Origin of the sequence: Sporomusa sphaeroides DSM 2875 (genome assembly GCF_001941975.2) — a bacterium.
GTDB classification, from domain to species: Bacteria; Bacillota; Negativicutes; order Sporomusales; family Sporomusaceae; genus Sporomusa; species Sporomusa sphaeroides.
Genome location: NZ_CP146991.1, coordinates 4,118,329 through 4,144,163 on the forward strand (window position 1 = coordinate 4,118,329; position 25,835 = coordinate 4,144,163).

15 protein-coding genes are annotated in these 25,835 nt (G+C 43.7%); 3 read left to right on the plus strand and 12 right to left on the minus strand.

Features of this window, described 5'->3' with window-relative positions; translation table 11 throughout:
* Positions 1-7: 7 nt before the first annotated feature.
* Both SPSPH_RS19050 and SPSPH_RS19055 read right to left on the minus strand, forming a co-directional pair.
* A complete protein-coding gene (locus SPSPH_RS19050; protein ID WP_075758009.1) occupies positions 8-1,039 on the minus strand; it encodes an ABC transporter substrate-binding protein in 1,032 nt (343 codons plus the stop codon).
* Between the two features lie 237 nt (positions 1,040-1,276).
* Positions 1,277-2,263 carry a helix-turn-helix domain-containing protein gene (locus SPSPH_RS19055; protein WP_075758010.1) on the minus strand — a complete coding sequence of 329 codons (987 nt, stop codon included), beginning with the start codon at positions 2,261-2,263 and terminating at the stop codon, positions 1,277-1,279.
* 209 nt (positions 2,264-2,472) lie between these two features.
* Here SPSPH_RS19055 and SPSPH_RS19060 point away from each other — a divergent pair, with 209 nt between their 5' ends.
* The gene (locus tag SPSPH_RS19060; RefSeq protein WP_075758011.1) at positions 2,473-3,450 is read left to right on the plus strand and encodes a hypothetical protein; all 978 of its coding nucleotides are present in this window, start codon (positions 2,473-2,475) and stop codon (positions 3,448-3,450) included.
* Between the two features lie 514 nt (positions 3,451-3,964).
* Here the strand turns inward: SPSPH_RS19060 and SPSPH_RS19065 are convergent.
* From SPSPH_RS19065 to SPSPH_RS19080, 4 genes are all read right to left on the minus strand, one after another.
* Positions 3,965-4,735: a methyl-accepting chemotaxis protein gene (locus tag SPSPH_RS19065; protein ID WP_075758013.1), complete on the minus strand. Its 771-nt coding sequence runs from the start codon at positions 4,733-4,735 to the stop codon at positions 3,965-3,967.
* 370 nt (positions 4,736-5,105) lie between these two features.
* Positions 5,106-5,864 (minus strand): transposase, encoded by a 759-nt coding sequence (locus SPSPH_RS19070; protein WP_075758253.1) that lies wholly within the window; start codon positions 5,862-5,864, stop codon positions 5,106-5,108.
* 361 nt (positions 5,865-6,225) lie between these two features.
* Positions 6,226-6,624, minus strand: a complete 399-nt coding sequence (locus SPSPH_RS19075) for a hypothetical protein (protein ID WP_075758254.1) — start codon at positions 6,622-6,624, stop codon at positions 6,226-6,228.
* Between the two features lie 300 nt (positions 6,625-6,924).
* A complete protein-coding gene (locus SPSPH_RS19080; protein WP_075758256.1) occupies positions 6,925-7,569 on the minus strand; it encodes a hypothetical protein in 645 nt (214 codons plus the stop codon).
* A gap of 1,206 nt (positions 7,570-8,775) precedes the next feature.
* Between SPSPH_RS19080 and SPSPH_RS19085 the strand changes: the two genes are divergently transcribed.
* Complete coding sequence (locus tag SPSPH_RS19085; protein WP_075757768.1) at positions 8,776-10,044, plus strand: IS110 family transposase; 1,269 nt, start codon at positions 8,776-8,778, stop codon at positions 10,042-10,044.
* A gap of 502 nt (positions 10,045-10,546) precedes the next feature.
* Complete coding sequence (locus SPSPH_RS19090) at positions 10,547-11,938, plus strand: hypothetical protein (RefSeq protein ID WP_075757767.1); 1,392 nt, start codon at positions 10,547-10,549, stop codon at positions 11,936-11,938.
* A gap of 663 nt (positions 11,939-12,601) precedes the next feature.
* On the opposite strand, the gene SPSPH_RS19095 is transcribed toward SPSPH_RS19090, so the two are convergent.
* From SPSPH_RS19095 to SPSPH_RS19120, 6 genes are all read right to left on the minus strand, one after another.
* The gene (locus SPSPH_RS19095; protein WP_083945711.1) at positions 12,602-12,967 is read right to left on the minus strand and encodes a DUF7674 family protein; all 366 of its coding nucleotides are present in this window, start codon (positions 12,965-12,967) and stop codon (positions 12,602-12,604) included.
* A 706-nt stretch (positions 12,968-13,673) separates the two neighbouring features.
* Positions 13,674-14,078, minus strand: coding sequence for a hypothetical protein (locus SPSPH_RS19100; RefSeq protein ID WP_075757766.1), 405 nt, complete (start codon positions 14,076-14,078; stop codon positions 13,674-13,676).
* 1,037 nt (positions 14,079-15,115) lie between these two features.
* Positions 15,116-15,568, minus strand: a complete 453-nt coding sequence (locus SPSPH_RS19105; protein WP_075757765.1) for a hypothetical protein — start codon at positions 15,566-15,568, stop codon at positions 15,116-15,118.
* A gap of 25 nt (positions 15,569-15,593) precedes the next feature.
* Positions 15,594-16,253 carry a polymorphic toxin type 24 domain-containing protein gene (locus SPSPH_RS19110; protein ID WP_075757764.1) on the minus strand — a complete coding sequence of 220 codons (660 nt, stop codon included), beginning with the start codon at positions 16,251-16,253 and terminating at the stop codon, positions 15,594-15,596.
* A 1,132-nt stretch (positions 16,254-17,385) separates the two neighbouring features.
* Complete coding sequence (locus SPSPH_RS19115) at positions 17,386-17,898, minus strand: hypothetical protein (RefSeq protein WP_143559033.1); 513 nt, start codon at positions 17,896-17,898, stop codon at positions 17,386-17,388.
* 26 nt (positions 17,899-17,924) lie between these two features.
* Positions 17,925-25,832 (minus strand): hemagglutinin repeat-containing protein, encoded by a 7,908-nt coding sequence (locus SPSPH_RS19120; RefSeq protein WP_075757762.1) that lies wholly within the window; start codon positions 25,830-25,832, stop codon positions 17,925-17,927.
* Between the last annotated feature and the right edge of the window lie 3 nt (positions 25,833-25,835).

Consider the following 25,835-nt stretch of genomic DNA (forward strand, 5'->3'; position numbering starts at 1 on the left):
CTATTGTCTATTGCAGCAATTCAGGATAAAAGGCCTTGGCAAAGGTTTCAATCGTATCGACGACCCGGACTCCCCCGGTATTGATATCGGCAAAGTCCACAACCAAAATTCTATTGTTTTTCACTGCCGCAACATTTTGCAAAGCCTTGTTCTCCTGTAGCCGGGTCAGCACTGTTTCATGGTTCATCCCTTTTATCGCATAGGCAGCGCAAATTAAAATATCCGGGTTCTGCTCCACAATGATTTCCTGATTAATAGGCGAGCTTTTTGCTACCAGGGTTTCGCCGCCTGCTTTACTTATCATGTCAGCCACAAAATGGTCTTGCCCCCACACCCCGAATTTCTCACCGTCAAGCACAATCAGCATCATCACTCTGACTTTCCGGTCTACGCCGCCGAGCCGGCTCTGGATGGCAGCAATCCGGTTCTGCTGTTTGGCGATATAAGCGCCGGCCCGGTCCCGGATATCAAACATTTTTCCGAAATCCTCAATTTCCTTGTAATAGGTTTCCAGTGTATTGACCCCTTCCAGATTTTGCGCCAGCCGCAGCAAATAGACCTGTATCCCCCTGTCGCGCCAGTCTTTAGCCGAACCCAAGGCATCCTCGGTTAAAAAGGGCATGCGCCAGCTCACAACTAATTCCGGATTTTGGGCGATAAGTTGTTCCTTAGAGGGATATTGGGCGGCAAGAACCGGTATTTTTGCCAGTTTGGCAGCATGCCTCGGCAAAACCGGACTGTCAAAATTCGCTACGCCGATCAGCTTGTCTTCCAATTCCAGGTCCAACATCAGCTCGGTGGTAATTTGCGTTAAGGAGATTACCCTGTCCGGCGCTTTGGTAAAAGTAATATCAACCCTTGCCCCCTTTTCGTCAAAATTCGAAAAGGTGACAGGAAATTGCCCTTTTTGCTCCCCAGCAACAGTCGCAGCCTGGCGGACCTGACGGTCTGTTGCCGCCTTGTTGTCTGCTGGTTTGCAACCGGCCAGCAAGCCTGCGCAGATTATCATTACCAGCAGCACTGTGCTTATTTTTTCCACTGCATACCCCCTCTCACCACGTTGGCCTGCCGCGTTAAGTATTTGGCTGTTCAATTTGTCTGTCGACATGAATCCATCCCTTTTTCTTCTTAGAATTATAGAGTTTTACTGCTGCCTTTTCTACTCATAAAGGTAGCAGTAAGCACCCGAAAAGTATTTTTAACTTATCTCTCTTGGCAAAAAAGCCTGCTCCACCGGATTGAAGCCGGTGAAACAGGCCTTGCTGAAACAAGCTCATTATGTATCTTTCCTTTTATATTGTCCCGGGTTTATGCCATACTTTTTCCGGAATGCCCTGCCAAAATGGCTGACATTGGAATATCCCATCATGTCTGCCACTTCGCTTACCTGCATTTTCTTTTCCTCCAGAAATAACCGGGCTGCCTCCATCCGTTTGTCCAGCACATAGGCATATACAGGCCTGTCAAAAATGCTCTTGAAACCTGTTTTCAACTTAAACTGGTTGAGGCAGACCATTTGAGCCAGCTTCGCCAGCGAAGGGGGAGCAGCGATACTATGATCCAGAATTTCCTTGGCCTTATAAAGACTGCTTATGTCAGAGGCCGACAGGTTTTCCGTCCGGGAATTGCTGTCTTTCTGTAATAGTGTTTCGGTAAAATAAAGGGTAGTCAATTCCAAAACTTTGCCTTCCAGATACAAAGCTTTCAACGCGCCCTGATAGGGGCAGTTCAGGATTTGCTGCAGAGTAATTTTCAGTGACGGTGATATCTGCCAATGTTTAAAATCCTGTTTGTAGGCCAGGCATAACCGGACGGCTTCCGGCGGCAGGCTATCCCAAAACGCATGTAGTCTGCCGGGTTTTGTCTTTATGCACAGAGTATAATACTTTTTCCCGGCGGCATAAGTAAAATATTTTTTACCTTCTTCGCTGCCGGCCACAAAGCATTCATCAGTATCAAAGCGTAAGCTTTGCCTAACCCCCTGCAGATCCCACTGCATTCCTTCGCCCAGGCAAAATCCAAGGCCGTAACTGGCTTGTCCGGCTTTGGCTTCCACATGAAACGGACTGTAAAACATATTATTGCAGATAAATATCTCCAGCAAGCCGCCGGGACTAATCCGCCGGTAATAGCCGTCACCAAGCTCTGGGGGAATATAAAACTCCGACTCAAAACCTGCACGCCGGTAAAAATCAGCAAGACCTGTGCATACACGACACTCTTCTTCCTGCCGATTCGTAACATTATATATCGTATCTGCCATTGTCCTTCCATCCATTCAATTGAGAATTGATATCATTTATACCTATTATCATATGATTTGCTATCATTGTCAATATGCTCCACAATTGTTGTATGTCACTGAAACTAACAGTAAACCATACCGCGGAATTCACATCTTGGTGATAGATACCATAAAATAAAACAGACATAATTATTTATGTGCACGTTTCCCTAAACAGGAGAAAGGAGATGAGCAAAATAGCGCTGCAAATTGAGCTGCAGTCGACCGGCACGGTCACGGCTGGCAGCAATGTGCTTTTTGATACCATTGTGCATTCCGATGCGGATATTGGTTATGACAGTTCGACAGGCGTCATAACCTTTAATCAAACGGGAAGTTATGTAATCACTTGGTGGGTTGCCACCCAGTCGTCCACTTCTCCGGAAACGGTTTTCGCCCTGTCCCCTTCTCTGGGAAATACTCTTGTGGGAAACTCGCCGCTAAAAACAGGAACGGTCTCCGGAACAGGTATCATAGACGTAGCCGTACCTCCATTTACCCTTTCCCTGATTAACAGCAGCCTGACCACCTTCTATTATTCTGCCCAGGTTCCGTTGAAGGCAACACTAATAGCCGTTCGCAACGGCGGGACGGTGGATACCATGGGTTGCTTCGCAGTAGCCCAATTAACTCATATCCTATCCCAGATGATAACCGCATATTCTACCACTACATGGTCGGTTTTCTCCACCTCCCTGGCTTCTTATTCCGGAACGCCGCTAGACCTGTATACGTCTCCCCAGGCCACAGGCCCAGGGCTTTTACGGTTGGTGGACGCAAATGGCAACTATGAGGCGCTTTCCATTGCCCATATAACCGCCATTTATCCAGGCGCCGGAACAGTGTACGATCCAGCGTTTACCTTTCTTCCTCCGCCTGTTCCGCTGCCACCTGGCTGCGATACCAATCAAATAACAGCGATCCAATCCTATTTGCCCTTGGGTACTAGTGTCAACATCCGCCTGGGTCCCTCTGTATCTGCTTCCGGCGATATCTATCGCAATGAATACGGTGTTTTGGTACTGTCTGATACCGACGGAAACACCCCGATAGTTATAGCCACGCCTCAGATCCTACGCATATTTACCGACACTGATCCTGCACTCTCTCTGGTAGCACCAAAAAGTATTGGTACAAAGCCCAGCATTACTGTCATCAAGGAATAAAAATCAGGTTTCATTAACCCTTCTCTGCGGCGGGAATCGCCTTTGAACGCTGAAATCGTATCTGGACAAAACTGTGCATATTGCTCAAAGAAATTTACCTATATTTCCCCATATTCATTGCAATTTGAATAAATAAACAGCCGGATATATCAATATCTCGTCCGGCTGTTTATTATTACGCGTAGCTTCTGCGAGCGTTTAGAGCATCCGATATTTGTGGCTGGGTATCGCTTTCTAATTATCCATTTACAGAATACCCCTTAAAACGGTTTTTCCAAGATCAAAGCGGTCAAGGTTCATAAGCTTGTCCCACGCCGCTATAAAATCATACAGGAATTTTTCTTGGGAATCCTCACAACCATAGGCTTCCGCGATGACCCGGTCAGAAGCACAGGGAATTATCATCACTAACCATTTCAACTGCAAAGAGCGCGGATAACTGCCCAGCGGCATGAGCGCTATCGGTCAGCTTAAAGCGGTGAGCACTGGTGAGCACTGGTGAGCTTGCATCAGTTTAAACGGTGAATTTTTGAATCGTCTTTTGTAAGTCTTCTGCCAATTTTACTAATGCCTGGCTCGAAGAGGCAATCTCCTCCATTGAGGCCGACTGCTGCTCGGTGGCGGCAGATACCGTCTCGGCTTGTTCTGCTATATTCTCACCGCGCTGCTTATTGGCTTCCATGCCTGAAACAATTTCCTTGCTGCTAACGGCTAATTGCTGACTGGCAACAAAAACCCCCTGGCCTTGTTCAGATACCTTATGGATCAGGAGTTGAATGTCATCAAATGCCTGCCCTGCGGTGTTTACGACTTCAGCTCCCACTTTAACCTCGCGGTTGCCTATTACCATCGCCGCAACAGCTCTATCTGTCTCACTCTGAATTTGCGTAATCAGCACGGCTATCTGTTTAGCCGCCTGCTGAGACTGCTCAGCAAGTTTGCGTACTTCTTCGGCCACAACGGCAAAGCCACGTCCTTGTTCACCGGCGCGGGCGGCTTCAATAGCGGCGTTGAGTGCCAACAGGTTGGTCTGACCGGCAATTCCCGAAATAGTATCCACAATCTGGCCAATTTCTTTTGATCGCTCGCCCAACTGAGCAACTACCTGCGCCGAGTCGCCGACTACCGTTTCCACACTCATCATTTGGCTGATTGCCGTTTCGATGGCTTTGCCTCCTTCTGCTGCGGCGTGAGAAGTCTGATCTACCAGGGTATTGGTTCCCTCTGCATTCATAGCTATCTGCTGAATATCGGCCACGATGCTTTCTACTATATTTTTTGCCACGTTAACTGCCTGCACTTGCGCTGTCGCCCTGGCAGCAATATCGGTGATGATTTGGACACAGGGGACGTTCCTTATTTGACAACCATTGTTATGATTTGGACACAGGGGACGTTCCTTATTTGACAACCATTGTTATTACGCCGCGTGATATTCCTGTTGCCCGCTCAATTTGACGAATAGGTAAACTTTCTTTTTCTTTTTAACTTACGAATTACGTAATCTAGTTCTATTTTAGGCCAGCTTACTATTTCGTGAATTTCTCGCCCACCTGTATACTACATTATTCTTCATCGTATTTCTTCTTCGCTTATATTTGTCCTGCCGGTTTCCTCTAAAAGAATCTTACTATATTTCTTACACATATATAATATCATATGCGTGACAAAAAAGGAGCGTCCCCTCTGTCCTTGCTAGCACTCATAAGCCGTGCGTCTTTATCAGTCAAAGAAATTTCACCATTTTCCTCAACTTGTTGCTTGATTTCGGTCAATTCATGAATTCGCTGTGTTGCATTGGCTAATTTTTGTTGTATTTCTTCCTTGCTATATATAACGGAATTTTTGGCATCTTTATCATCAGTGTTTTCTAACAGCTCCAAATAACGTTTGGCAGCTTGTTCAAAGTATACCAGCATTTTTTCAATCTTGCCTTTGGTCAGATTTTTCTTACGAGCATTATTAGCCCGGAACTTGCTGCCATCTATAGCTACAATCTCCTTACCCAATAGACCCAGATCATTGCATAAGAGGGAAAAGTGTTTAAAGATATTTTTGAGTAGAGATATATTATCCTTCCTAAAGTCAGCTATAGTACGATAATCAGGCCTTAACTCCTGAATCAGCCACATCAGTTCTATATTTCTGTTGCACTCAGTTTCAAGTTTACGTGAACTCCTTATACCATTGAAATACCCATAAAGATACAATTTAAGCATAGCAGCAGGATTATATGGTTTACGTCCTGTCATTTTTGGTGTTGCATATTTAAAACCCAGCTCGTTTAAGTTTATACTGTCAACAAAGGCGTCTAATATACGTACTGGATTGTCCTCACTTATCATCTCGTCAAGCGACATTGGGATAAGATTTACTTGATTTCTGTCAGTGTTATTAGAAATATATCGGGACATAATTCACCTCAAAAGCATACTTTCTTTACACTTCTATTATACCAATTAAAACACTAATATTCATGGAGTCTTTCTATCGTTTTCGCACAGCCTGACGTCCCTTGTTTGCGGTTAAGCCGACACCGATGGTAAGGCCCATGGTCTCGGCGGCAACCGCCCCATTTTCCATTAAGGCTTTGTATTTTCAACGGTAGGTGTCAAAAAAAGAACGTCCCCTCTGTCTCAGTTGTTGTTTGTTCATCAGACGACATCGTAGAAAACAAGAGAGGTCAGCGGATTTTTACGTCCACTGACCTCTACTTGCCTTAGGATAGGAAGTGTATCAACAACGCCCTCCCCTCTGCGTGTTCATTATGTTTTCTTACTTATAGAAAATAGTGAGAACGACCATTCCCATTAATATACAAGCGCCACCCATAAGGTACATACCAAAAATAAATATTCTTCTTTTTTGCAAATTGTAACCCGGGCGCATGACCTTTCTATAGCCGCCAACAAACATTAAAGGCGCCATTAATACGGAAATAATAATTTCTATTTTGTATAATATCCCCAAATGTTCTAAATACCACCCCATTCCTTTGGAAAGGTTTTCAATTGATATACAAATCGCAAGCAATGACATAAGTAACCAAGACATCCTGAGAAGCATAGGATCATCTTTTGATTTGATTACCCACTTAATTAGATATGTACTACCAATAATTCCAAACAAAAGCCAAAAATACCATGGCAGAAAATTAATTAAAGTAACCATCATTTATACTCTCTTTCCAAAAAATTTTGTTCATCTAGATATTGTCGTTTCACATAACTCCCTGCCTGGTTTATCAAATAACCAACAACTACTCCCTCAAGGACTACAGCATGGACTGGTGCTCCCAAGCCAACTGCAATGGTGCCAACCCCAGCAGCTACTATAGTTCCGCCAGCATCAAACATGCACAAAGGGACGGTTCTCTCGTGCTTTCACCGTCCCTCTAGCCCTATGATTGAGAGTATTCTATTAACACACAAGAACCGTCCCTTTGTGTTTTTCGGTAAGTTCACAATTAGTACACTATTTTAGAAAATCCAACTTTCTTCGTAAATCAGCTATTGATTGACCATCTATTTGGGCATTTTCACCTAAAGTAGATTCTAACTGATTCAGCGTATATGTTAAAAAACTAAATATAGCCTCTTTAAAATCTCCTTTTGAAACACTACAAACACCTTTTGACTTTGAAAAATATACTTGGCTCTCTTCCCAAAAACCATTATCCCAAGCTAATTCAATATTCTCTCCAATTCGTCTAAAATAGACACTAGCAAGTATTGAACCAGCTCTATTGGAAAACCATGAATGCCTGAATATCCATGAACTTTTTGCTTGATACCATAAATAAAATTCATCATCTTCTTCAGACTCAAACTTATCACTTTCGCGAATTAGCTCTAGTGAATTTTTCCCGTTTACGGGTAATGGGAAGGGATCGTACCCCAAAACATATTCTAGATTATTACACAACCATTCTATAATATATATCAAATTCCATTCATATTTACTTATAACGCCATTAGCCGTATATTCACAAAGATCTTGTCCCATTACCCATAATCTAAAAACACCCCATGATTGTTTTAATACTTTATCCTCCTCAAATGGGCTAGGTATAAACTGATATTCTATTGCGAACTTATCTATATCACCAAATATCGGCACTAAACGCCCTCCTTTAGCTGAAATACTGTTTTGCTATAGGATGATAATCTTTCATCATCCTATAAGGGACACAGGGGACGTTCCTTATTTGACAACCATTGTTATTACGCCGCGTGATATTCCTGTTGCCCGCTCAATTTGACGAATAGGTAAACTTTCTTTTTCTTTTTAACTTACGAATTACGTAATCTAGTTCTATTTTAGGCCAGCTTACTATTTCGTGAATTTCTCGCCCACCTGTATACTACATCATTCTTCATCGTATTTCTTCTTCGCTTATATTTGTCCTGCCGGTTTCCTCTAAAAGAATCTTACTATATTTCTTACACATATATAATATCATATGCGTGACAAAAAAGGAGCGTCCCCTTTTGCCTTTCTTTTGCCTTTCAACCATTGTTATTACGCCGCGTGATATTCCTGTTGCCCGCTCAATTTGACGAATAGGTAAACTTTCTTTTTCTTTTTAACTTACGAATTACGTAATCTCGTTCTATTTTAGGGCAGCTTACTATTTCGTGAATTTCTCGCCCGCCTGTATACTACATTACTCTTCATCGTATTTCTTCTTCGCTTATATTTGTCCTGCCGGTTTCCTCTAAAAGAATCTTACTATATTTGTCACACATATATAATATCATATGCGTGACAAAAAAGGAGCGTCCCCCTTTGTCCCATTTCAGGGTACCTGGCCCCTGGCTTTTAGGCTAACATTTCACCACTGGCGTTAAAGCCGTGGATGTTGATGTCGTCTTTTGTGTCCTAAATATTAATTTCTTCCCCGGTTGTTACATTACTGCCCTAGGGCAGGGTATTGCTGCTTTATGCTCTACTTTCGGATTTTTGGCTGCCAAAACTGACTTCATCACACCACTTAGGTTGAGGGCACAACTGGTTAAATTAAAATCGTCTTCGTTTTTCTACTTGGGACAAGGTACCTGTCCCCTGTAAGATATAGTACAGAAGGATTATCCATTTAGGAGGAAAAAACTCCGAACAATCAGTTTTGTGTATAATGGGATGGAAGGATATGAATGTACCTGTCCCAGGGAAGATTTTTTCTATACCCATAACGTTGACAATTCATCCATTTCCAAAGCATTTACGTTTTAGCTGGTTGGGAGTCTATTCCCGCTTCACGTGCAAGGCTGTGATCTTTGACAATGGAATGGATAATCCTTCGACACTATTCTTAGGAGGGGCTTTATGGTGATTAACCGGCCTGCTATTGGTATTGATGTTGCTAAAGACTTTTGTGTTTATGCTGCGGTTTCGCCCAACGGTACGATCTTATTGAATCCATTTAAAGCCTTAAATACAAAACAGGGGCTTTTTTTCGCTTTAAGGGAAATAAAAAAAGTGGAAGACGCGTTTGGTAGTAAACCGGCAATTGTCCTAGAATCGACAGGTCACTTCTCTCAACGCATTGTCCACTTTTTTTTGAAACAGGAGCTTGATGTCTTCCTCATCAATCCCCTTATTTCCCATTCTATCAAAAATTCATCGGTAAGAAAAGTAAAGACTGACCAAGTTGACGCAGTTGATTTAGCTAAATTGTTCTTTACCCAAGGGTTGCGCAACACCTATATACCCAGCGAGGCATTAGCAAATTTGAAAATATTATCGAGGACTAGGTTTCAATTAGTAGAACAACGTGCTGGTATTTTGAATCAACTTATTGCTGCCATTGAGCAAGTTGCCCCGTTGTTCCCCAAAGTCTTCGAGCCTTCCTCCTTGACAGCGCTCACTCTGCTCACTCAGTTTCCAGCTCCTGCGCAATGGGTAAAGACTTCTAACCATAAGGCGATCCTGCAAATGTTGGAATCCCTGCCGCGACGCGGCAAAGACTATGCTCAAAAAAAGTTTAACGCTTTATTGGATTGTGCTAAAGATGCTACATTCACGGGTATTGAGCTGTCAGCCAATTTTAGGGTTATACAAATTTACGCTGACAACCTACGGTTCATGGATACCCAAATTAAAGCCATTGATGATGAAATTAATCAATGGACAGAACAACTCCCTGAAATTGCCTTGCTTAAAAGCATACCAGGTATAGGTGGAACATTGGCACCCCTTATTGTGGGAGAAATAGGCGATATCATGCGATTTACCAATGCCAAACAGCTTGTAGCTTATTGTGGAATTGATCCAACTGTACGCCAGTCCGGGAATTTTGTTGGCACCAGAAACAAAGTGACAAAAAGAGGCTCGCCTTTCTTACGAAAAGCATTATACGTTGCCGCAATAACAGCCATTCGCAAAAATCCTAATGGATCGCTCGTAAATTCAGTCATCCACGAATATTACAAAAAGAAAATTGAGTCCAAACCTAAAAAGCAAGCATTAGGTGCGGTTATGAATAAGCTACTACGAATTATTTTTTCTGTCCTAAAAAACAAACAGCCTTTTTGTTTAATTACTTCAGAGCAGCAAGTTGCCTTGTATCAATCTCTCAGAAAAAAGGCAGCTTAATTTCAGTTGGAAATTGAATATTAACAGGCCCTTATTAAATAATGTTCGTATCTTTTGGAGGGTTGTTTGCTATACCCTTTTTCAAGACAAGATTTTTTTATTTAGGGATTGACTTCAGTTAGCTGGTCTTTGTCCCACTACTAAACTAGTTCATAGTCGAGGAAAAAGCTAAAAAAAACGGGAGGGCAGCTATTGAAACCCCATAGCTCTCCCCGGCGATTCCTCTTCCTGGGCAATCAAAAATTTTGCGCGTAAATATCTTAGCGGCTATTTACTGCGCTTTTTTGCGCGCAAAACTTTCGATTGAACCCTTAACAAACCGTCCCCTTGTGTTCTTAGAGGTCGACACCTTTTAAGGGACAGTATACGGCAACCCCATCCCCTTGGCATTTTATCAGCAATAGCAAACCACTGTTCAAACCAACGACAATTTGATAAAATATAAAAAACTCACACTTAAAAATTTAAAAATTATGGTAATCCACACAAAGGGGGTACTACAATGTCAATCAAAATTCTACTTTCACTGCTAAGTCTGTTGGTTTTTTGGTTCTCTAGCTTTAGCTTTGCCAACGCCGCTACCATTTATCAACATATTAAGGCAGATGGTACGAACATTATCTTTTTCCAGGATGTACGCCAAGCCAGAAGCGGCATATTACGTGATACAGACCTGAGTATTGAAATACACAAAGTTTTCAAGCCTGATGGGAAAAACTATGATGCTATCCGAATTATGGCTGATGGTCAGCTTGCTGCTACACATGATATTGTATCGGCAAATTGGCTTATTGACGGTAGCGTTTACGAGTTAACACCATTAAGCGGCGCAAGAAAAGATGATCTGCCAGAAAATATTAAGCAGATTTGGTATCAGTTCTCTCCTGAACTTGCCGATAAACTGCGTAATGCCAAAAAGATGGTTGTGTGCGTCAATTTTACTAATGGCAAAAAGGAGGAAAAAACCATTGGCGGAAGTGAGCTTCAAAAAATTAAATTCATCGCTTCAGTCAATGATGCCAATATAGCACCAGAACATGTCCGCCCGTATGGGCATCAGGAGAGCTTTCGCATGTTCTTTCCCGGTATAAAACCGGAAGAAATCGGCACAGGGCTTTTATATAACGCCAATCACAGAAATGGAAAGTTTAATTACTACCGTGATTATTATCAGGCAAGCTTTAGAGAAGATTGGACAAAGTTTTCTTTTGAATATATCAAAAGCTTTAGTACTAGAAGCGCTTCTTATCCGTTCCTACTAGCAGAAATGAGAGAAGAGAATAATGGAACTGTAATAAAACTGGATGTATTAAGTAAAACCTATTATAAATCTTACCCTTACATAGAATATGCTCCAATTAATCCCAAAGATAAATTGTCGGATTTTCAGTTATGGGAACTAGATATGTGGGCAACCCGCCTGATGTCTTTGTTTCGAGATTTACATGGTACCTATGATTATGGACTTGAGTGGGGCATAACCGATGCCATTACCGAAAAAAATACTTGGAAACGCATGCGCAAAGAGTGGTCGATGGGGCCTTATGATGTTACCCGTATCAATAAAGAGCAGTATCAAGAGCTTAAAGACATAAACCCTGGCGATAAAATTATTGCCATAAACGGCAAATCAACAGCTATGCTCTACTACCCCAACTCAATTATCGAAGCGAAATATTCCAGTGCGCCTGTCGAATTTACCTTCCGCCTACAAGACGGCTCGGAAAAAATCATCAAAATCACCCCAAAATTCACGCCCACCACAACTGCTAAAATCAATTATCTTGAGCAGCTAAAAAAACACTCGGGACAATTAACGAAAGGCAGCGTAATGAACGGCGGCTCTGATAGTGTCTTTATAACCTATGATCCTTTGGGTAAAAGGGAGTTTTAATAATGATCGAGAGGTCGGTCATCCATTAATTGAATGACCGACCTCTCCTACCACCGTACGTATCGTTCGGTATACTGCGGTTCAATAATTTAACGTCTGACACAAGGGGACGGTTCGAAACCACTGATATATCCATGTTTTTTAGCTTATCTGCATAAATAGCATAGTCATTCTGTGATAGACTAGAAAATCGACAATTTGTCTCCCGGATTTATGACCACAAAGGATAGTAGGGACACAGGGGTTGTTCCTTAATTGACAACCATTGTTATTACGCCGCGTGATATTCCTGTTGCCCGCTCAATTTGACAAATAGGTAAACTTTCTTTTTCTTTTTAACTTACGAATTACATAATCTCGTTCTATTTTAGGCCAGCTTACTCTTTTGTGAAATTCCCACCCACCTGTATACTACATTATTCTTCATCGTATTTCTTCTTCGCTTATATTTGTCCTGCCGGTTTCCTCTAAAAGAATCTTACTATATTTCTTACACATATATAATATCATAGCGTGACAAAAAAGGAGCGTCCCCTTTTGTCCCCCCTTGAGAAAAACACAACCATCTTAATCTGGATGGTTGTGTTTTTCAGGCATTAACTTAATGACATTGACCATAAGGGGAGCATATCATACGTCCGCTGGCCTATTTTATATTACCAATTACCTTCCCCAGAACTTTTCCGCTTCTCTGCTGAGTTTCCGAACATTGTCGCTCATAAAAGGATACGCTTTTGCTAGAAGTACTTTCTCATCACCTAATCTTTCCAAAACACTTTGAGCCAATACCTCTTGTATTTTCACATCTTCGGAAGAAGCCATATCTGTAAAAAATCTGAAAATACGGGTAGTAATTTCTTCGTTTTTTTCTTTATTCAACAGGTTCAGAAGATATGGTGTAACTACATCTCCAAAAAAGTTGTGCGGACTTGGTTCCTGGCCATCCCACCACTCAACTTCTTTTTCATAGGCTTCTTGAAATTCAGGTAACTCGACAATTAACTCTCTAACTAAAGAATCATACGTCACGGCGTAGCTCCCTTCAATGCATCTTTTAAATCATTTAGAGAGCGGACACAAGGGACACAAGGGACGTTCCTTATTTGACAACCTTTGTTATTACGCCGCGTGATATTCCTGTTGCCCGCTCAATTTGACGAATAGGTAAACTTTCTTTTCTTTTAACTTACGAATTACGTACTCTCGTTCTATTTTAGGCCAGCTTACTATTTCGCGAATTTCTCGCCCACCTGTATACTACATTATTCTTCATCGTATTTCTTCTTCGCTTATATTTGTCCTGCCGGTTTCCTCTAAAAGAATCTTACTATATTTCTTACACATATATAATATCATATGCGTGACAAAAAAGGAGCGTCCCCTCTGTCCTTGATCGCTTACGCTAGACCGTGCCCGTGGGTATGGTCTAAAAAGTGTGAACCTGCAAGCTAAGTTGACGGCTTTGGCGGTTAATTTAAAAAGGATAGCAGCATTGGCAACTCCAATATTGCTATCCTTTACTTGCTTTTTCCTTAAAAGGCACGAGGGGGGCCATAATCAAGGCGGATTGCTAGCCTGACAATTTAAAAACTAGGGTTTTTCAGTGGTTTCGGAACGTCCCTCTTTGTCCTCCCGTGTCTACTAAATGAGGGGCATTTCAAAATTTTATTTTTTCGACTGTCTACTTTCACTTCACACATGACCTCTTGATGTGTTTTCACCTCCATAGCACGTTTTAGTAATCGACATCCGAATAATGCATAGATATTATCCAATAACCATTTTTATTTAAAGTTAACGCCAACTCTAAGTTGTCTTTTGCATATAAGTATCCAACTTTCCCTGGAGGCAAACTATAAGAAATCTGGTGCCATCCCTTACTTAAAAGCTGATTCTCATAATACTTTGCCACTTCACTATCATTAATAGAATAACTGTACCTGCTATGAATCCAACGTATTAGAATCTTTCTATTTAGCTCATAGTGAAGCATTCTGGCGCCTTCTGGGTGCTTGATATCCTGATACTCTTGAACAATTTCGATTTCTCGCCGTTTTCCTTCCTCGTTATTTAAAAGCAAGTATCCGCCCACAACAAATACTACGAAAAAGCCCATTATTATAATTATCCATTTTCTCACATTCAAACTCCTTGACTATTGATCATAAATATTAAATAAATAATTTGTTTTTATTACCATTCCACTGATTCCAGCGTCTGTTACAGCACCTGCTTCTCCATACCATGTACCAGTAGGAGATACTGCCAAACCACCTTGAGTCCCTCCTTGGAAACTAAAGCCAACGGAGTAGCCTTTCATGGGGACGGGACACAGGGGGACACAGGGGACGCAGGACACAGGGGACGTTCCTTATTTGACAACCATTGTTATTACGCCGCGTGATATTCCTGTTGCCCGCTCAATTTGACGAATAGGTAAACTTTCTTTTTCTTTTTAGCTTACGAATTACGTAATCTCGTTCTATTTTAGGCCAGCTTACTATTTCGTGAATTTCTCGCCCGCCTGTATACTACATTACTCTTCATCGTATTTCTTCTTCGCTTATATTTGTCCTGCCGGTTTCCTCTAAAAGAATCTTACTATATTTGTCACACATATATAATATCATATGCGTGACAAAAAAGGAGCGTCCCCTTTTGTCCGAATTGATGATAGACTGATGCATATTTGATTATTATTTAAGGCATCAGATTGATTTAAATGTTGATTTTACTGGATTTACGATATTTTACATGAAAAGAACCTCTGCGACGAAAACTCCGTTTTCGTCATCACCGACAGGTGATATATTAAAATTATTATTATTGAGGAGGTTTTATTGATATGTACGATAACGTGAGGAAATGTCCTAATTGTCATGCTGATGCACCATGTATGGGATCTTTGATGAAATGTAAGGATTGTGGCAGTACTTATTGTGGTAATTGTTCCGGTAATGGCTATGGGGGTAGTTGTCCGTTTTGTGGTAGTAATGAGTCTAAGTCCTTCTGATTCATCAGATTTGATTTTCAATAGGTAATATTATCCAGTTGTTGTTTGTTCACCAGACGACACCTGAGAAAAAAAGAGATGTCAGCGGATTTTTACGTCCACTGACATCTTCATAACTTAACCTAAAAATTTGTCAAAAGCCCATCCGTTATGACATCTACAATTTATATTTCTTCATATACAGTGATAAAACTCTCTCCATCGGTTTCCTCAAATACTTTTACTTTAATCGACCTACCAGGAAATCTATTCCTAAAGCTCATGCTCCAAAACAGTGTTAAAACATCTCCAAGAACTTTAATTTGAGATTCTAGGTTTCCATCATCCTGAGTATTACGATGAAAAAAATCTCTCAATTGATATAAATTCATCATTTTTTCTATGCATGTTTTTTCTCCCTTGCATTCATCTCTCCAAAGTTCATATAGTTCTTTTGAAAACTTATCTTTTAATAAAATACAACCATCTAATTCCACAATTTCAGGATAATAGAATTTGGCAAACCCTAGTGCAGTTTGCAAATCCGATTTTAAATTTACATAATTCCACCAATTAAAATTCTGTGGATTAGCATTTCGCCATTTAATAAATTCAAAAATTAAGTCATCCTTAAACATTTTAATTTACATACTCCTCTCCTTTTTATTCTGCGGGAATCTCGTCTGCCCTTGCAGGTCTTACTCTATATCCATTCTGATATACTTCCCCAGTTTCAGGGTTTACATTGTAATTAGGTTCCTTCACGTTTGGTCGTGGAATATTACCATGGTCTTTCCCAGTTACCCTAACTTCTTTTTCTATTTTTCCATTAGGTCCATACACAGTATATTTTTCCACTTTACCATCTGCACCTCTTACAACTTCAGTGGAATTAGGTGTTCCATACTCTTTAGGTTTACTCCTAGATGAATCGCCTTTAGCCCATAAAACTATAGAATCAACTGTACTTCCTACAAAGTCTCCAGCACTATCTACCCAGCCACCTGCTGACTCAGACCAACTGGCTATAACTTCACCAGAATTGTTCACAATACGATTTTGTTGATCGACTACATAACCCGCAAAAAGTAGTGCAGCTGAGAGAACAGGATTTTCCTTTATTGTTTGGAGGATATGTGCTGGATCCAATGCATTATTCTTCGTACCACTTGCCGCTGCACTAGCACCGGTCTGTGCATTACCTCCGACTACTTTCGCTGCAGCCGCTCCGAGAACTGCACTTGCCCATTGGTGCATGGCAGGATTGTCTTTAAATTTCTCTGCCAATGCTTTTTGTACTGCTTCATTTACTGCTGCTCCCATCGCACCGGAAGTAAAGCTGCCTCCGCCAAGCTGAAGTGGACACAAGTGGACACAAGGGACGTTCCTTATTTGACAACCTTTGTTATTACGCCGCGTGATATTCCTGTTGCCCGCTCAATTTGACGAATAGGTAAACTTTCTTTTCTTTTAACTTACGAATTACGTACTCTCGTTCTATTTTAGGCCAGCTTACTATTTCGCGAATTTCTCGCCCACCTATATACTACATTATTCTTCATCGTATTTCTTCTTCGCTTATATTTGTCCTGCCGGTTTCCTCTAAAAGAATCTTACTATATTTCTTACACATATATAATATCATATGCGTGACAAAAAGAGCGTCCCCCTTTGTCTTTCCTTTGACGCCCTGTTTTCAACAGTAGGTGTCAAAAAAGGAACGTCCCCTCTGTCCCGTCCGTATTTCTTCGCTATGTTCATATAGCCTAGGGATTCGAGGTATTTGTCTGTTAATACATCCTCAACCTACGGCGTATCAGTTGATTTATCTCCTACATTTTACAGGTCAGACAAAGGGACGGTGGTTTCGTCTTGCTCCCTAACTAGAAACTAGATTATACTCTTTCAATTATTCCTTTGCTTATCCTAATTACGTATTGACAATCCTCTTTCTCTTAGTTCTTCGTCTTACAAGGGGACGTTCCTTATTTGACAACCATTATTATTACGCCGCGTGATATTCCTGTTGCCCGCTCAATTTGACGAATAGGTAAACTTTCTTTTTCTTTTTAACTTACGAATTACGTAATCTCTTTCTATTTTAGGCCAGCTTACTATTTCGTGAATTTCTCGCCCGCCTGTATACTACATTATTCTTCATCGTATTTCTTCTTCGCTTAGATTTGTCCTGCCGGTTTCCTCTAAAAGAATCTTACCATCATTTGTCACACATATATAATATCATATGCGTGACAAAAAGAGCGTCCCCCTTTGTCTTTCCGTTAAGGCTTTGTATTTTCAACAGTAGGTGCCAAAAAAGGAACGTCCCCTCTGTCCACTCTGTCCACGCACACAAGAACCGTTCCTCTGATGTCCCTGTTTATCACAGACAACATCTGAAAGGAAAAGAGATCAGTGGATTTTTCGTCCACTGACCTTAACATTGTTAGTGAGCTTATTTTTTTAGTTCAGCAATTACACGTAAAGTTTTAAAGCTTGTAGGCGGATTAGCTTTCAATGCATAAATTAGCGGATCTTCTCCTATCATCTCAAAAATCTGCCCTGACGAAAACTGAATATGTGATTTTAAATTATCTACTAAAGTTTGATGATTGAGTTGTGAAAATGTGCTACTGCTCACAGTTATCATAACGTTAGCGTTTCCTCCTGTGTCAGTATCCCTTGACAAGTAAACATCATAGTCGAAAGCAGCTGTTTTAAAGTTATCTGGTAGTGAATACAGAGAAATTCTATTAATGACCTCATTTCGTTGAAATGACTCTTTGAGTTTTGCCTCTGTACGTTTTATTGTTGTGAGCTTTGTTGAATTAAAACTTTCCCCTTTTACACCAATATAGTTTGGCACAAAACCGATCGACTTAATTTGCTGAATAGCATAATCATACCACTTAAGCCATTCTGAAGTTTCAGTAATAATATGCCCATAAAGTAAAATTGTTGTTGTCATATCCCTCGGCATATCCTCACCCTTTCTTATTCAGGATCCAACATGTGAATTTCTCCAGCCTTATCACCTAGAATTCGTTGATTATCCCGCAATCTGTCATATATGGCATTACGATCATCCGTCTTGCTGAGAACCTCATACTGATCAATTTTACCATCTGTCCTAACTACCATTATATCAGGTCTCCTATTAGGCTCAATATTGTTCAATTCTGTTACATTGCTAAGCCCCTTATTAACATATACCTGAGTAACATCATCTCTTTGGGCTACCATTTCAGCTTTTTGGACAATAGTCTCCCAGTGTCCAGGAGTTTTGTTCGCGTGTGGAACATTAGGCCAGACTATTTTGCCTGTATAGTTACTTACTCCAGCAAGAACTTTAATTTTTTCAACTTTGGATACAAGTCCGGGGAATTTTACAGCGAGTTTTTCTGGAACTCCAACCGAAGTCGCTGCAAAATATACCCCACTCCCTACAAGTTGCCCTAACTGATAATCTCTTTCATCTTTATCTGGTATTGCTAGTATTGTTTGGTATTGAGCTTTGAATTCATCTCCTAATGCACTGAAAAGATCACTGAATCCACCAGGAGTCTTACCAATTTCCCATATAGCCTGAGCTACTTCACCTAATTGTTTTAATTGTTCTCTTGGACTCGTAATTAAATTCCAAGTATCCTCAACATCACCAATAAAACCTTCCGCTGCCCCCTTAGCAAATCCTCCAGTCATATCCCAAAAACTATTGTTGACCGTTCCAGACACTGCAGTAGAAGCCCCTGTTTGAGCGTCACCACCAATTGCTTTAGAGGCGGCAGCACCTATAACAGCACTAGCCCATTGACGAGTCGCCGAATCTTTTATTTTTGATAGTTCTCCTGCAAAGGCTTCATTTACAGCAGCACCTGTTGCACCTGCTGCAAAGCTTCCGCCTCCAAGTTGTGCCATAAAGCCACCGACTATAGCATGGAGGCCTACCTTATATGCACCACCTTCCTTCCATGGCGCATTTTCTTTTTCAATAGACCTATATTGTTCTCCCAACTTCGTAAACAAATCTGCCTTTTCTAAATCATTCGCATCTCGTGCTTCCTGTGCCTTTTTCTCGTATGATTCAGCTAAACTCCTTGCAGCTTCTCCCTCGACCTGTTTTTTGGCCGCTAATTCACCGACATATTGATATGCCATTTCACCAAATAAAGCAGCTAGTTCCTGCTTCTCTTGAACCGTCTTCTTATCGAATATCTTACCTAAAGCATTCAGTGCTTCGCTGGTATCACGGTTTAGATTCTCAGGATTAATTTCTTTTCCACCAACAATAATTGTCCCCGGAGATATAGCTGAATTCGTAGTACTATCCGCATCACCTTTTACAGGTATTCCAGGAGTAGGTGTAATGCTACCATTTTGTAAACCATACCCCGAACTGCTGGCGCTGTACTCGGCCTTATTCTCAATGTCCGACCAAGTCAGCGTATCCGTACTGAGCCTGTTCTTATCCGCATCCGCCTCACTGCTAATGACCGCACCCTTCAGGTCGGTATTGCCTCCGACTTCAATGTCAAACCCGCCCTCACCGGCATAGATACCGGCCTGCTCGGTAACGCTTTCATAGTCGGACTGGATTTTGCCTTTGTTGGTAGAACCTTGAATGCCGGTTTTTCCGCCTTTTGTCAGATCAACACTGATGCTCAGGCCGCTGGAGCTGTTCTTTTCATCATAGCTCTCTTTTTCCTGCAGGCTTTCGATATTGAGGTTTTCTCCCACATCGGCTTTTACGGTGTCACCGCTTACTTTGGAGCCGATGATGTTGGTGTCCTTGCCGGATTCCAGGGTCAGGGTATCGGTGGCGGTTACGCTGCTGGGATTATAGGCGGTACTGTTTTCTTTAACTTCTCCTTTGGCTTTGTTATACCCTGCATTGATGCCACTGATTCCCCCTGCGGAAATGCTGACCCCAATGCTGCCACTGCTGCTCTTTGAAGTCTGGTCTGTGGTGTTGGTATTGTCGCTGGCGGTGATGTTGATGTTTTCCTGGGCTTTCAGAGTGACATTTTCACCGCTGACGTTGGAACCGTGGATGTTGATGTCATCTTGGGTGGCCTGGATGGTAACGTCTCCCCCGGCTGTTACATTACTGCCCTGGGCCAGCGTGGTGCTGCTTTGGGATTTGCTTTCGGATTTTTGGCTGCCAAGGCTGACTTCGACGGTAAAGTTCTTTTGGGGATCTTTTACGCCTGCCAAGTCTTTTTGTGTGTTTTTATCTGTCAGTTCGTCATAGACTTTGTAGCCGTACAGGGCGGCCAGGCGTTCATCTTTTACCTGGGTGGCGCGCTCAAGCGGTGCGACTACTTTATTGACGGCCTCCACGGTTTTACCGCCGATGGCCACAGTCAAGCCGCTCTTTTTGTATTCGTGTTTTTCCTGGGCGTTGTAGGTGTTGTCTTTGCTTTCTATGGTTACGGTTTCACCTGTCAGGCTGATGTCCTGGCCGGCGATGACATCACTGGCTTGAGCGGTTACGTCTTTACCGGCTTCTATGGTCACATTGCCGTCTATGCTGCCGACGATGCTGCCGGCTTGTTCGATATTTTGGTTGGCGTAGGTGTCTTTTTGTTTTTCTTTGCCAATGCTAAAGCTGAGACCGCCGCCGGATAACAGTCCGGATTTTTTGACTTGCTTTTGATAGTCGCTGCTGCTGGTTTCCTCCTGGGAGGTGATGGTGATGTTCTCTTTGGCTTTGAGGGTGACGTCGTTATCGGCCACAACACTGGAACCGCTGATGGTTATGTCTTTACCGGTGGCGGTGATATCCACACTGTCGCCGGAAATGCTGCTGCCAGCTACTGCTTCCAGGGTTTGACGGTCATAGATGTCGGTCTTTGTGGAGGAAAGGAAGCCTACTTTTTCCCGGTGTTCTTCGTGCAGCCGTTCGTGGTATTCGGTTTCGCCGCTAATGCTGACGTTTTCACCTGTAAGTTCCACTTTGCCTTGTTCACTGGCAATGCCGCTGCCTTTGACGTTGAGATCACGGTCGGCCTGGACGGTAATGTCCTGACCTGCACCAAGCTGAGTACCGACTACGGTTTCGTCCACGGTTTTGTCACGGGTAAAGTAGCTGCCGCCGCGTCTGCCAACACTGCTGTCCAGGCTGTCCAGATCTTTTACGGCACTGATGGTAATATCCCGGCCGGCAGTAAGGGTGGTCTTATCTTCGGCGGCAGTCAGCGCACCGCTCATGTTGATGTCCTGCCCGGCATCTATGGTTATGTTGCTGCCACCGATGACGCTTTGCTGATGGGTTACAGTGTCCAGGCTTACGCTTGACTTGGGATAGGTAACCGCCACGTGCTTTTCGGCGGCAACACTGGCAATGTCAATATTGTTGCCGGCTTTCAGCGTAACGTCCTGGCCTGCGCTTAACGCAGCCCCGTGGTTAACAATATCATTTTTCGCTTCCAGGCTCAAAGAGCCTGAGCCGGCTGTGATGAGAGCAGTATCACCGATTACGGTCTGCTCCAGTTCCCGGTAGGTTGTTGTTTTGGTTTCAGTCTGATTGACGATATCGTTGGCGGTTAAGGAAACATCGTTTTGACCGCGGATTTCACCACTGATATTTTGAATGGTTTCCTGGGCAGTAAGGTTGATATCATTGCCTTTTATTTTCCCGTACAGGTTTGTGATGTTTTCTGCGTCGGCCACTACGGTTTTATCAGCTTTGATAGTACCGAGGTTGGTGATGTCCTGTTTGGCGTAAAGCTCGATATCACCGCCAATGATGAGAGCGCCGCTTTCGCTCAGATCTTCTGCTCTTAGGGATGACAAATACACTTCCGGCACCAATACTTTTTGACCGTTAATGGTTTCTTCCACCAGCCAGACGATGTCGCTGGTCAGGGAAGCCACTTGTTCGGCGGTTAAGCCAACACCGATGGTAAGGCCCATTTCCTCAGCGGCAACCGCCCCATTTTCCATTAAGGCTTTATATTGTTCCAGGTCGGAGCTGTAGCCGTCGAGGAAGCGTTTGCCGGTGAGTCCGGTCAGTTGCTCGGTCACCAGTTTTTGTTCATAGTACCCGTCGCCCAGGCGTTTAGCTACTTTAGCCGGGTCGGCTTTTACACGGTCGAGCAGGTAGTCGCTGGACAGGAAGTTATGATAATCTGCGAATTGTTTGTTGGTTTCAACCAGATATTTGGCACTGGGGTCCTGATTGAGCGTAAAAATCAGGGTATTGATTTTCAGGTTGCTGATATCCAGTTCTGTGTTACCGGCCCCGCTCAGTTTATCGGTAAGGTCGGCTTTGTTGTCTTTGGTTTTGAAGGTTATGACTTCACCGCCGGCTTCAACGGTTTTGTTGTCGATGGTGGTGGCATTCAGGGTTACTTTGCCGTTGGCACTGAGAACGCTTAAGCGTTCAACTTCCTGTTCATAGACGTTGTGGTCTTCGTAGGGCAGTATGGTTGTGCCATATTTCATGCGGCAGCGTATGTGGGCTCTCCGGTGTTTTTTGTATTTCCAGTAGTACGTATTGTTGCCGTAATCGTCATGGTGGATGGTGCCCTGATAACCCAGGTTTTCCAGTTTATCCCCGGTAATGGTCAGGTCTTTACCGGCGGAAATAGTGCTGTAGCGGTTGGCAACATTGCCTTCAATATCAATATTTCCATTGGCCAGGATATGGGAACCGGCGGTTTCCTCGGTAATGTTGCCGGTATGGATAATGCGGTTAAAGGTTCTCATGCCGTTGTAGTAGTCGCCGCCCATATGCGAATAGGGAATTTTGTAGGAAATCCGCTGATTGGTTACGATCCATGCGGTTTCAAAAATTTCTTTTTCGTTGATTAGCTCCTTGGCTTTAATATTGATATTGCCCCGGCTTTCGATGTCGGACGACTGGTTTAATACCGTGCCGACTGCGGTAAGCGTAAGGTCGTCGCCGGCATAGAAAACGGAATTTTTGGTGTTGTTAATGGTTTGGGCAGTGACCGACGCGGTGCTGCCGGCAGCAATCAGGCCTGTTGTGTTGGCAAAAGATTTTTTGGCGTTGCCAGCCAGAGCACCGTCAATAAGGAAGGCGCCCTGATTCTGATTGGTAATATTATCACCGGCAAAGCTGCCTGTCTGACCGGCCCTGATGGTGGCAGCATCGTTCAGGATATCGCCGCTGGTTTTTACTGTTACATTACCATCGGCCGCCAGGAAGGAATTGTTGGTATTGCTAAAGGAAGCCGCCTCCATATCGACATCCCCGCCGGCAGTCCAGACAGCGTGGTCCTGCACGATGTCCCGGGTGGCCTGTACGTTTACATCCTTGCCGGTGTTTATAATTGCATGATTGGTATTTTCCACAGCGCCTGCCCGGATAAAGGTTGAGCCATTGCCGATAATGGTCGCATTGTCATTGACCATTTGATTTTGCAAGTCGAATTGTCCGTTTTGGCCATAGGAAACCAGGGCCGTACCGGTATTGGCGAAATCGGCGGCCTGCAGCGCAAGATTGTGTTCTGCACGCATAATGGATTTTGTATTGTCAACCCTGCCGGCAACCGCAATGGCGATATTGCCTTTACCGCTTATCATCGAGTTGTTTTTATTTTGCAGTTGCTGCCCGCTAATGGTAATATCGCCGCCGGCCAGCAGGGTTGCGGCATCCTGGGTTACGTCCTGGTTTACGGCAACCGCGATATCGCCGGCGGCTTCTATATAGCCGTTTTCCGTATTAGTAAAACGGTCGGCCCGGACGGTTATATTTTGGTCTGCCGAAATTTTACCGGTATTTTTCAGCGTACCGTCGGCGGTAATGTCCAGGTTATTCGCCCAGATTTCCGATTGTTCTGCGGTAAACTGCCGGGTGATGAGACTCAGGGCGGTGGTGGTCCTGGCATTTAGGCCGTCGCCCTGCAGGAATAAATCACTTGTGGGGACGCCAAAGGTAATGTTGCCATTTTCCCATTGGCTGACTTTGGCGGTAGCCAGAACGGCATTGGACGTATTGATGAACCCCAAGCCATTCACACTGATGCCGTTGGCATTGGCAATAACCACACTGGCTTTATTGCCGGCGACTTCCAGATAACCGTTTAAAATACTGTTATTGGCACTGGTGACTTCGTTTAAGATTACACTGGCCCCATTACCGGCAATATTCATATTACGGTCGATATAACCACCGAGTTCGGTCTTTACGTACTTTTCGGAGTTATTCAAGATCAGGCCGGTCGACTTGATGTTAAAATCGGTATATAAATTGCGGGAGACCCCGTTTGCATTGGCTTCGGAGATTTGCACCAAATCCACGCCATTGGCCGCTTTGTCAATGATTGGACGGTACTGGCCGGCGGCATTGGCGTCGGCTGTAAGGCGCAGGTTATCGTCTTTGGCAACATGGACGGTGGCAGCAGGCGCAGAATTCTCTGCGATGTCCGGTAAGTCAGGGATGGCGGGCGTATCCGGGGCGGTTGTCACCGGGCCTTGCTCTTCCGGGTCGGGGGGTTCTTCCGGCTCAGGGTCAGGATTGGTTTGTATGACCTGAACGCTGGCGCCGGTAACGCCCAACGGAGTGTATTTTACCTTGTCACCGGTTAGAATAACGGCGCCGTCGGCGGCTAACACGCCGGTGCTGGTAACCGCGCCGGCAGCGGTAATATTGAGGTCGGTTCCTGCCGTAACCTGACCGGAATTAGAAAACGTATCCTCGCCGGCAACCATAACCTTGCTGCTGGCCTCCAGCACGCCGGTATTGACGATTTTACCGCCGCCGGTCATTATCAGGTCGGCTGGCTCAGTAATTTCAACAGAGTCGGGATTATCCTCATTTTCTTCATAAGGCACTCCGGCCTGAATGATTCCCTCATTGGTTACAGCGCCTGCGGCACTGATGGTTATGTCTTTTCTGGCTACAAGCTGTCCTTTATTTTCAATGTCACCGGCAGCGGCAATCCGGATGCCGCCGTCAGAAACAATGCCGGTTTCGTCAGTATACAGCTCGCCGTCTTCAATATACTGCTTATCATTTTGAATAAACGTAATTTTGCCGTCATTGGTAATTGCCAGGCTGTTATTGGCATAGATATCGCCCTGGATGTTATAGCCCAGCCCTTTTTCCGTACCGACAAGCTGTATTTTCCCTGCATACATACCGCCTAAGGCGGCAATATCCAAGGCTATGTCCGGCTTGTCCGCAAGCGGATTCTCGATTGGTGCTGCCGCCAGTGTCTGGTAGTTTACCGTACTGGCGCCGGTGATTATGTTGATTTCATCTTGCGCCCACAAATCGGCATTAATGGCAGCGGCTCTTGTCATAATGTCCAGCTTTGATACCGGCTCATATACATACTTGCCTGTTGCATCATCCAATTCCGGGGCATTGCCGCTGCCTTCCACCGTGACCCTGCCGCCGGTTATCGTAAAGCTGTCGATATGCCCGCCGACAATATTGGGGGTGCCGGTAACCAGAGAAGCCCGGCTGGTGTTGATAAAACCAAAGCCGTTGCCGGTAATGCCGTTGGGATTGGCAATGATAATGGCGGCCTTGGTCCCGGCCACTTCCATCATCCCGTTTAGGTTGGAAATATTGCCGCCTGTTACTTCATTGAGGATGATGGCGGCTGCCTGACCGCCCAGGCCGGTATTGGGACCCACCGGTCCGGCCAGTTTTGAGGCCACAGCGGTATTGCCGGCATTATTGTTGAAGATCAGTCCGGGAATGCCTACGTTAAAATCGGTAAATTTATTATGAGAAAGGCCGGTTTCATTGGGCTTAACGATAGTAACGACAGGAACGCCGTTTTGCCCGGTTACTGCGGGCGCATTAGCACCAGCCGACGCATCCGGCTCAACTGCCGCCGCATACCCGGCAAGGTTTGGGCATTGCAAGGCCCCAATGATTAGATAGGCAATAATTTTTTGTTTGCCTTTACTTAAAAAATTCATGTC